Source organism: Actinacidiphila rubida (assembly GCF_900110255.1).
Lineage (GTDB): Bacteria > Actinomycetota > Actinomycetes > Streptomycetales > Streptomycetaceae > Actinacidiphila > Actinacidiphila rubida.
The window spans coordinates 1-7,299 of record NZ_FODD01000094.1 but is presented as its reverse complement, the minus strand read 5'-3'; the positions used below and the strand labels follow the sequence as shown (position 1 = coordinate 7,299).

Sequence of the window (7,299 nt, the reverse complement as noted above, 5' to 3'; positions counted from 1 at the left end):
CAGATAATCACCTGCTAACGATCACGGCCGAGAGCAGCGCGAGCGCGTCAATCGCCACCCACACCAGCGACCCGACCTGCGAATTCAGGATGAAAATCGATCACTGGGGAAGGCGCGTTGGGTCGTGTAGCGGGCGTTCGCTTGGCTGCACCAGTTCAAGCGACCCCTCCTCCGCCACGAATGACGCAGCGACCTCCACCAGGGACTACGCGGCCTCGCCTGCAGCCTCATCTGCCTCCGGCGCCGCGGACAACATCTCTGAAACGATCAGACAGTCGCGGGCAAGACGACGGTGCAGCGTGGGGATGCCCTTGCCCTGCTCGACCACCCACCGTTCCGGGACGCCTCGGCCACAGTCACGCGCCAACTCGTAAGGCCGCATCCCCTCGGCGTCCGCTTCCAGCCGGTCGGCACTCCCGGCCCTGCTGTGATGACCGAACGGGCAGTCGAGGGGGTGTATCCGGCCGGTACCTGTAACCATGGCGTCAGTCGATTGACCAACTTCCCCTGCGGGAGCGGGAATTGACGTCCGGTCCGGCGATTGCAAAGGGGAGTTGCGAGCGTGAAGGTAAGAGCCGTCCTGTTCGACAACGACGGGACCCTGATCGACTCGACTCCCGCGATCCTGCGTTGTTGGGCCCGCTGGGGCGAGGAACACGCCCTGCGGCCGGATTCGTTCGACCCCGTTGCGGTATTCGGCCGACCCGTCGCGGAGGTCATCTCCGAGGTGCTGCCCGCCGACCGGGTGGCCGCCGCCGTCCGGCGCTACGACGACCTGGAGGCCGAGGACACCGCGTGTGTGCTGCTGCCCGGGACGGCCGAGATGCTGCTCGCTCTGCCGCGTCACCGCTGGGCGGTGGTGACATCTGCCAGCCGCCGTACCGCCGAGGCGCGGCTGCGCCGGGTCGGCATCGACGCGCCGGTCCTGGTCACCGCCGACGACATCACCCGGGGCAAGCCGGACCCCGAGCCCTTCCTCGTCGCGGCCGCCCGGCTCGGGATCGCGCCCGCCGACTGCCTGGTGATCGAGGACGCCCCGGCCGGTCTCCGGTCGGCGCGGGCCGCGGGTATGCGCAGTATCGCGGTGACGACCACCCACGCCGCGGCCGAACTGCAGGCCGACGTCGTCGTGTCGGGCCTGCAGGCGCTGCTCGTACGGCAGGAGCCGGACGGACTGACGGTCACCGTGAGGCCCCCTTCGCCGCAGCCGGCGCCGGGCGACGCGCTCAAAGCCGCCGCCGAGAGCGTCTGACGGACCACCCCGTGCCCGACAAGACCACCCCGAGGACTTCTATGCCTTCCCCCGCTGGCCACTCGGAAACCGTGGCCTTCGTGATCCCGTATTTCGACGACGGCCTGGTCTGGCGCCGGGAGTGCCTTCGGCTGACCCTAGCCAGCCTCGAGCGGCAGACGGACCCCGACTGGCACGCCTACCTGGTCGACGACGCCTCACCCGCGGCCGGCACCGAGGAGTTCCTGGCCGGCCTCGCCGCCTCGGTCGTCGGCTCGGTGACGGTGCTGCGCGCGCCCCGCAACGGGGGCGCCGGGCAGGCCAGGAACCTGGCCATCGAAGCGGCGCACCGTGACGGGCACGCCCTGCTCGCTTACCTGGACGCTGACGACCTGGCCCACCCGCGGCGGGTGGCGGCGGTCCGCGCGCTGTTCGCCGACCGGCCGGAACTTGACTTCGCCTACAGCGACATCGAGTTCATCGACGAGAATGGCCGGCCGTGGGACCCGGACTGGCTGCTGCCAGGACTGCGCATGCTCGACGAGCAGCAGCGGCTGCCCAAACTGCGCGGCCGTGAACGGTGGATCGAGCAGGCCGTCGAACGCGACAACATCGCCATCCCGTCCGCGATGAACCTGCGCACCGCCCTCGCCCTGCGGGTGCCCTTCCCGGCGGCGCCCTTCTGCGAGGACGTGGCGACGCTCTTCCGCTACCTGGGCAGTGGCGCCGCGATCGACCACGTGCCCGGAATCCCGACCGGATACCGCGTGCCCAAGGAAGGCGGCAGCGCCTCGCGCAAACAGTCCGGCGGCGTGGACGCCTTCAACCGGATGCGCTGCGCCAACGAGCGCGAGGGGCTGGAGGAGGCCATCGCCACCGCCGTGGCGCGCGGTGCGGCCGACGAGCGGACCGGCCGCGCGGTGCTCTGCCGCTACCTGATCCGGATCGGCCGCACGGTGACCGCCGACGGCAGCCCGGAACTGGGCAGGTCCCAGTTGCGCCAGGCCCGCGAACTGGACCCGGGGACCTTCGCCGAGCACGCCACGGCGGCGGAGCGCGGCGCCGTCGAAGTCGCCCAAGCCGGCGAGGCGACCCGGTGAACGAGGCCGCCGAGGCCCCCGCGCCCATCATCGCCGCGACCTCTGCGCGAGCGCAGCGTCCGACGTCTTCCGGCCACGCCCTGACCAGTACTTACCTCTTCCTGGTCTACGGCGTCCTGGCACTCGGCATGGGCCTGGTCCCGGCCCTGGTCACCACCTTCCGCGAGGACTACTCCCTCAGCGGCGGCCAACTCGCCAACGTCCAGAACCTCAAGGATCTCGGACTGATCACGGCGATGTTCACCGGTCCTGTCCTGCTGCGCGGGATCGGCGTCGCACGGATGACCACACTCGCCGTACTGGTGGGGCTGGCGGGCTGCGCGGTGCTGATCGCCGCCCAGGACTACGCGGGGGTGCTGGCCGGGGCGTTCCTGCACGGCGCGACCTTCTCGCTGGGCGCTTCGGCCACCGTCTCCTACCTCTACCAGCTGCCGCCCCGCTACCACCGGATCTCCGCCCTCTACGCGACCTTCGGCGTCGCCAGCTTCGTCGCGCCCTCGATGGTCGGCGTGCTGGTGCCGGCCAGCGGCGACTACCGATCGGTGTACGCGATCTTCGCCGCGGCGCTCGCGGTGCTGGTCGCGGCGGGCACGCTGCTCAACCGCCGGGCCGGCGCCGCGTCCGCACCCGACGCCGGCCACGCCGCGCAGCCCCGGCTGACCCGGGTCATGCTGCGCGGCTGGCTGCCGGACATCGCGGTCTACGCGACGCTGATGGCCGCCGAGACCGTCGTCGTCTCCTGGGTGACGTCACTCGGCCAGTACCGTTACGGGCTCACCCTCTCTGACGCGTCCCTCCTGCTGGCCCTGCTCTGGGTGGCCTACACCCCGGCTCGCGCGGCCGGGGACCTGCTGGTCAGACGGATGAACGTGGCCACCGTCGTCCTGCTGGGCGTCCTGCTGTGCGTGGCCGGTGACCTCCTGGTCTGCGCCGGCTCGGTGCAGGTGGCCTACGTGGGCGTGGTGGTCTTCGCCCTCGGCGCCGCGCCCCTCGTCCCCGTCTACCAGGGCTGGATGCTCGGCCGGACCCCCGCCGGGCAGCACGGCCCGCTCAACGCGTCCCTCGGGGTCGGCTCGGCCGCCCTGACCACGCTGATGGTGTGGCTGACCGGGCTCACCGTCGACATCGACACCCGGCTCCCCTTCGCGGTGTCGGCCGCCTGTTCGGCCTCCCTCGCCGGCTGGGCACTGCATTCCAGAACCCGCAGGACAAAGGCGTCCTGAGATTCCCCCCGTTCCGGCCGGCCGCCCTCGCCGGCTGCAACACGAACGGCTTAGCGCCTTCTCCCGTAAAGGAATCGCTCCATGCGCGCGTACCTGCTGTCCGCCCCCGGCCGGCTCGGCCTGGAAACCGTCCCCGACCCCCAGTGCGGACCCGACGAGGTCACCCTGCGGACCGAGGCCGTGTCGATCTGCTCGACCGATATCTCCTACTACCGCGGCCACCTGTTCCCCGACGCCTGGCCGATCATTCCCGGACACGAATACGTCGGCCGGGCCGTCCAGGTGGGCGCCGACCTGCGCGGCGTCATCCGCGAAGGGGACCGGGTCTGCTACTGGGGCCAGACCGACTTCGGCGGGATGGCCGACTACCGGACCATCCGGCCGCTGTTCGCCGAGCCCGGCGGCAACCAGGAGACCACCTGGTACACCCAGCGGCACTTCCACGACTCCCACCAGGCCGCGGCCGTCGTCGTACCACCCGAACTGCCCGGTCACCTGGCCACCGTGGTCGAGCCGCTCACCTCCGTGCTGCGATCGCTGCTGCTCAACGCGCCCAAGCCGGGCGACGACTGCGTGCTGCTCGGCTGCGGGCCGAGCGGGCTGCTGGCCCTTCAGGTGATGCTGCGCTACTTCGGGGTGCGGTCGGTGACCGTCTTCGACCTGGACGACGTCCGGCTGGCTCGCGCCACGGCCGCCGGGGCGACCGCCGTGGTCAACCTCGCCGGGCAGGCCCCGCAGGTCGAGGCGCTGATCGCCGAGCACCAGGACCACTACGCCGATTACGTCTTCGATGCCCTGCCGCATCTGGATGCCCATGAGGGCCCCGATGCCCGTGAACTGGCCATGGGGCTGCTGCGGCCCGGCGGCGACTACGTCGTCTACGGTGCCACCGGGCTGCCGCAGCCGATCAGCTCCTGGATGATCCTGGCCAAGGGACTGCGGCTGCGCGCCGCTCCCTTCGACGTCAGGGCTTTCTCGATGACCCGCTCGGCACACGTCGCCCGGATCGCGCTGCACCTCATCACGTGTGGCGTGGTGGACGCCGCCTCGGTGGTGACCTCGCGGCTCGCCTTCGACGACGAGGCCGGGGTGCGGGACGCATTCGAGAACTACGGCGCCGGCGGCGGCATGAAGCCGTCCATCACCACCGGGGTGCTGCCCGGCTCACCGTCCGGCCGCGTTTCGTCCGGCCACGAGGTCCCCGGCCTGGTGGCCGCGGGTGAGGCCGTCTCCGGGCAGGCGGACGGCGGCGTCCGGCAGTCGAGCGGCTCGCTGCTGTGAGCGCCGCCATCAGCCCGGCGGACGCAGCCGGGGCGGCCAGCCACGCCCGCGCCGCCCTGGCGGTCAATCGCCGCACCGGCACCGACCGCGGCCTTGCGTATGACTTCACCTGCCCCTCGCCCGACAGTTACCCCTTCCAGTGGGCCTGGGACAGCTCCTACCACGCGATAGCGCTCAGCCGGACCGACCCGGCGCGCGCCGCCGCCGAGATCGACACCCTGCTGCACGGGGTCGCCTCCGACGGCTTCCTCCCGCATATGCTCTTGTGGCAGGAGAATTTGCGGAGCCGGGCCACCGAGGACTTCCGGATCGCCCTGTGGAACGGCTGGACCTCGATCACCCTCGCCCCGCCGGTCCTGGCCAGAGCGGTGGAACGGGTGCACGAGGCCAGCGGGGACCCCGCCTGGCTGGCCTCGGCGCTGCCCGGCGCCACCGCCTTCTTCGACTGGCTGCACTTGCACCGCGCCGAGCCCGACGGGCTGCTGACGATTCACCAGCCGGACGAGTCCGGTCTCGACTCCAGTAGCAAATACGACCAGGCTCTGGGCATCGCGGAGACACCGACCGCCGAGATCTCACCGCGCTGGCACCAGGCCATGCGCAATCTGCTGGAGCGCTACGCCCCGGGCCGGCGACCCGACTCAGCGCCTGCCGGGGCCGATGCCTTCCGCTGGGTCGATGTCCTGTTCAACACGGTTTACGCCGACGGTCTCGCCGCCCTGTCCCGGCTGCTGACCGCCGTCCGGCCAGGCGACCCGGCGGCGGCTGTCTACGCCGAGCGCTCCCGCCAGGTGGCCGAGGCGCTGGTGGCACGCTGCTGGGATGACGAGGAGGGCGTCTTCTGGGACATCGACCTGCGGACCGGCGAGCAGCAGAAGGTCCGCACCGTCTCCTCGCTCTTCCCGATCCTGCTCGACGCCGTCCCGGACCGGCTGGCCCAGCGGGTGATCGACGAACACCTGCTCAATCCCGGGCGCTTCTGGCTCACTCACCCGGTACCCAGCGTCGCCGCGGACGAACCGACCTTCGATCCGCATTTCGAGACCGGCGCGATCTTCCGGGGTTCGAGCTGGGTGAACCTCAACTGGTACCTCCACGGGGGCCTGCGCTCCCGCGGCCGCTACGAATCGGCCCGCGAACTGGCGTGCCGTACCGTACGGATGACGGCACGGTCCGGCATGCGGGAGTGCTACGACCCCCTCACCGGGGCGGGCCAGGGAGCCACCTCGTTCGGCTGGAGCTCCCTCGTACTCGACCTGATGGCGGCCGAGGACATGACGGCGCAGGCCCGCGCATGACGGCGACGACCATGACAACCAGCGGCCCAGCGGCCCGCCGCACGCCCACCGTCGGATGGGGGTTCCTGGGGGCCGGCCATATCGCCACGGCCAACGTCGGGCCGGCGGTACGCGGCCTGGACGGCGCCGACCTGCGCGCCGTTGCCGGCCGGGACCCCCGGCGTACCGCGGCGCTCGGTGCGGCGGCGACCTACGGCGACTACGCCGCCCTCCTCGCGGACGAGTCGGTGGATGTCGTCTACATCGCCCTGCACAACAGCGCCCACGCGTCCTGGGCGACGCGGGCCCTGCGGGCCGGCAAACACGTGCTGTGCGAAAAGCCACTCGGCCTGTCCGGCGCCGAGGTGCGGGAGATGACCCGGGCCGCCGCGGCGTCGGGTCGGCTCCTGGTCGAGGCCACCTGGAACCGCTGGCACCCGCGCACCCGGGACCTGGCACGGCTGCTGGGCCAGGGCGTCATCGGCGAGGTCCGGCACGTCGAGGCCGTCTTCGACGGGGCGGACCCGGACCCGCGCAACTACCGCCGCGACGCCGCGCTCGGCGGTGGGGCTCTCCTGGACGTGGGCTGCTACGCGGTCGGCGCGGTCCTGGCGGCGTACGGCTGGGCGGCGCCCGAAGTCACCGCGGTACGCCGCGAGAACTGGCCCGGCGGCGCCGCGGATGTGCTGACCCACGCGGACCTGCGGTTTGGCGAGGGCACGGCCCACCTGCTGGCCACCCTCACCGGCACCGGCCAGGAAGCACTCGTGATCACGGGAACCGCCGGGACCGTCCGCATGGACCGCCCATTCACCGCGGGCCGCGAGCGCGCCGAGATACGGGTGGAAACGTCCCGGGGCGTCGACACCAGGCGCTATCCACCGGTCGACCCGTACGCGCTCATGGCGGCGGAGGTGACCCGGGCGGCAGCGGGTGACTCCTCGGCCTGGCTCGTCCCACTGGACCAGTCGCTCGCTGTCGCCGAGGCGATGGACGCGATACGGGAGGCGGGGCGGGCCTGACGGACGACCGATCGACGAGGAAGAACCCACAGCGCTGCCCGGCCCGCACGGCTGAACGGAAGATCACCTGATTGAGAAGTTTTCATCCTGACTTCGCAGGTCACGGGGCTGGTGTGCGCCTGCGGTGATGTACTGGCACTGGTCAGGGATGTGATCTTCTTCGGG

General features: G+C 71.7%; 6 protein-coding genes. All 6 read left to right on the top strand.

Annotation, left to right across the window (positions count from 1 at the left end; genetic code table 11):
• Positions 1–562: 562 nt before the first annotated feature.
• The 6 genes from BMW99_RS38575 to BMW99_RS38550 all read left to right on the top strand — a co-directional run bounded on the left by BMW99_RS38575 (position 563) and on the right by BMW99_RS38550 (position 7,134).
• A complete protein-coding gene (locus BMW99_RS38575; RefSeq protein ID WP_069464123.1) occupies positions 563–1,252 on the top strand; it encodes an HAD-IA family hydrolase in 690 nt (229 codons plus the stop codon).
• 80 nt (positions 1,253–1,332) lie between these two features.
• Positions 1,333–2,331: a glycosyltransferase family 2 protein gene (locus tag BMW99_RS38570; protein ID WP_176735516.1), complete on the top strand. Its 999-nt coding sequence runs from the start codon at positions 1,333–1,335 to the stop codon at positions 2,329–2,331.
• A complete protein-coding gene (locus tag BMW99_RS38565; RefSeq protein ID WP_069464121.1) occupies positions 2,328–3,554 on the top strand; it encodes an MFS transporter in 1,227 nt (408 codons plus the stop codon). The genes BMW99_RS38570 and BMW99_RS38565 overlap by 4 nt, the downstream gene beginning before the upstream one ends.
• An 81-nt stretch (positions 3,555–3,635) precedes the next feature.
• The gene (locus BMW99_RS38560; protein ID WP_069464120.1) at positions 3,636–4,835 is read left to right on the top strand and encodes a zinc-dependent alcohol dehydrogenase; all 1,200 of its coding nucleotides are present in this window, start codon (positions 3,636–3,638) and stop codon (positions 4,833–4,835) included.
• Positions 4,832–6,133 carry an MGH1-like glycoside hydrolase domain-containing protein gene (locus tag BMW99_RS38555; RefSeq protein WP_069464119.1) on the top strand — a complete coding sequence of 434 codons (1,302 nt, stop codon included), beginning with the start codon at positions 4,832–4,834 and terminating at the stop codon, positions 6,131–6,133. The genes BMW99_RS38560 and BMW99_RS38555 overlap by 4 nt, the downstream gene beginning before the upstream one ends.
• An 11-nt stretch (positions 6,134–6,144) precedes the next feature.
• Positions 6,145–7,134 carry a Gfo/Idh/MocA family protein gene (locus tag BMW99_RS38550; protein WP_176735515.1) on the top strand — a complete coding sequence of 330 codons (990 nt, stop codon included), beginning with the start codon at positions 6,145–6,147 and terminating at the stop codon, positions 7,132–7,134.
• The last annotated feature ends 165 nt before the right edge of the window (positions 7,135–7,299 follow it).